Annotated in this window: 1 protein-coding gene; it reads right to left on the reverse strand. The window is 42.7% G+C overall.

Annotated elements, in window-relative coordinates; genetic code table 11:
* Positions 1-196 precede the first annotated feature (196 nt).
* Positions 197-1510 (reverse strand): aminopeptidase P N-terminal domain-containing protein, encoded by a 1314-nt coding sequence (locus ABF638_RS37860; RefSeq protein WP_435027867.1) that lies wholly within the window; start codon positions 1508-1510, stop codon positions 197-199.
* Positions 1511-1723 lie beyond the last annotated feature (213 nt).

Below are 1723 nucleotides of genomic sequence, written 5' to 3' on the forward strand. Positions count from 1 at the left end.
ATAAATCGCCGTCTCTACAAAAGACTGATTATTGTAGAGACGGCGATTTATCGCGTCTTTGTGATGATTCGGCGATTTATCGCGTCTTTGTGATGATTCGGCGGGTTTAAGTCCTGTTGCTTTAAACCAAGCCGCAAGGATATAAGTCTTGTTCTAAATCCCCGTTACAAAACTGTACTTCCGACTTCCGACTTCTTTAATATCTTTCGATTTCATCTACCGCTTTAGGAACTCCCGCAGTTAACACTTCATGTCCATCAGGTGTAACTAATACATCATCCTCAATACGAATGCCAATACCAACCCATCGAGGATTAGTCTCTGGCTGGTCTTCTGCTAGTTTAGTATCTGGCACAATATATAGTCCCGGTTCCACTGTCAAAATTTGACCTGGTTGTAAAATCTGCGGTTTATCTTCACCGTGCTGGTAAACACCTACATCATGAACATCCAAACCTAACCAATGACTGGTGCGGTGCATATAATATGGTTTGTATTTCTCTTCTTCAATTAACTTGTCAATTTCACCTTTGAGAATGCCAAGTTCAACTAAACCTTCTGTGATAACACGCACTGCTGTATCGTGAACTAAGTTGAAAGGATTACCTGGTTGCACTTGAGCGATCGCTTGTTTTTGTGCTTCTAAAACAATCTCATACAGCGTCTTTTGTTCTGGCGTAAATTTACCCCCAACAGGAAATGTCCGGGTAATATCAGAGTTGTAATAACCGTAAGCACAACCGGCATCAATTAGCAGTAATTCTCCATCCTGCATTTGACGATTATTTTCAATGTAGTGCAGTACGCAAGCATTCACACCGGAAGCCACAATAGAAGGATAAGCCGGCCCTAACCCACCCCGCACGCGAAAAATGCGTTCCATCTCCGCTTGGATTTCGTACTCATAACGTCCAGGTGCGGCGATTTCTTGGGCGTAATTGTGTGCTTCGGTAGCGATCGCAGCTGCTTTACGCATCAATTCCAACTCAGCTTCGCTTTTGATCAATCTCATGCTGTTGAGGACAGGGCCAGTATCTTCAATAGCGATCGGCCCAGTACCGCGCTTCGGATAAGTCCGCAGTAAACTTTGGTAATGTTTGAGGATTTGATCATTAAAATTGCGATCGCGTCCTAAGTGATAGTAAATCCGGCTAGCTTTTTCCAAATACTGCGGTAACTTTTCATCTAACTCGCTAATGGGATAAGCTTCATCAGCACCATACATTTCCTTCGCTGCATCTACCCCACAAAGATAGCCAGTCCATACTTCCTTTTCGCGATCCTTCGGTTGGACGAACAGCACAAACCGATGTTCTGCATGATGCGGCGCTAACACTGCTACTGCCTGTGGTTCATTAAAACCAGTCAAGTAGAAGAAATCACTGTCTTGGCGATAAACATACTCGACATCGTTGTGCATCACTGCCATTGGCGCACTGCGAAAAATGGCTGTACCATCACCAATTTTTGCCATTAATTGCTCGCGACGCTGCCGATATTCTGCTTGCATAGCTGATGTATGTATTAAAGTATTGTGTTATTTTACACTTTTGACAACTAGAGGATGCACAGATTATGCTTCTTAATAGTTGCTAATCTAAGTTATTCTAACCAATATTTGTTTCCACTCAATTCATAAATTGTTTGGAAAATAATCAATTATCCCGAAAGACTCAGATCCCCGACTTCTTAAAGAAGTCGGGGATCTTGCTGTTATTGAATG

The organism is Nostoc sp. CALU 1950 (genome assembly GCF_051172895.1).
GTDB classification, from domain to species: Bacteria; Cyanobacteriota; Cyanobacteriia; order Cyanobacteriales; family Nostocaceae; genus Nostoc; species Nostoc edaphicum_A.

Bases quoted from the DNA above. Each gene is read 5' to 3' on its own strand.
- ABF638_RS37860 (WP_435027867.1), bottom strand. From the start codon at position 1,510: ATGCAAGCAGAATATCGGCAGCGTCGCGAGCAATTAATGGCAAAAATT.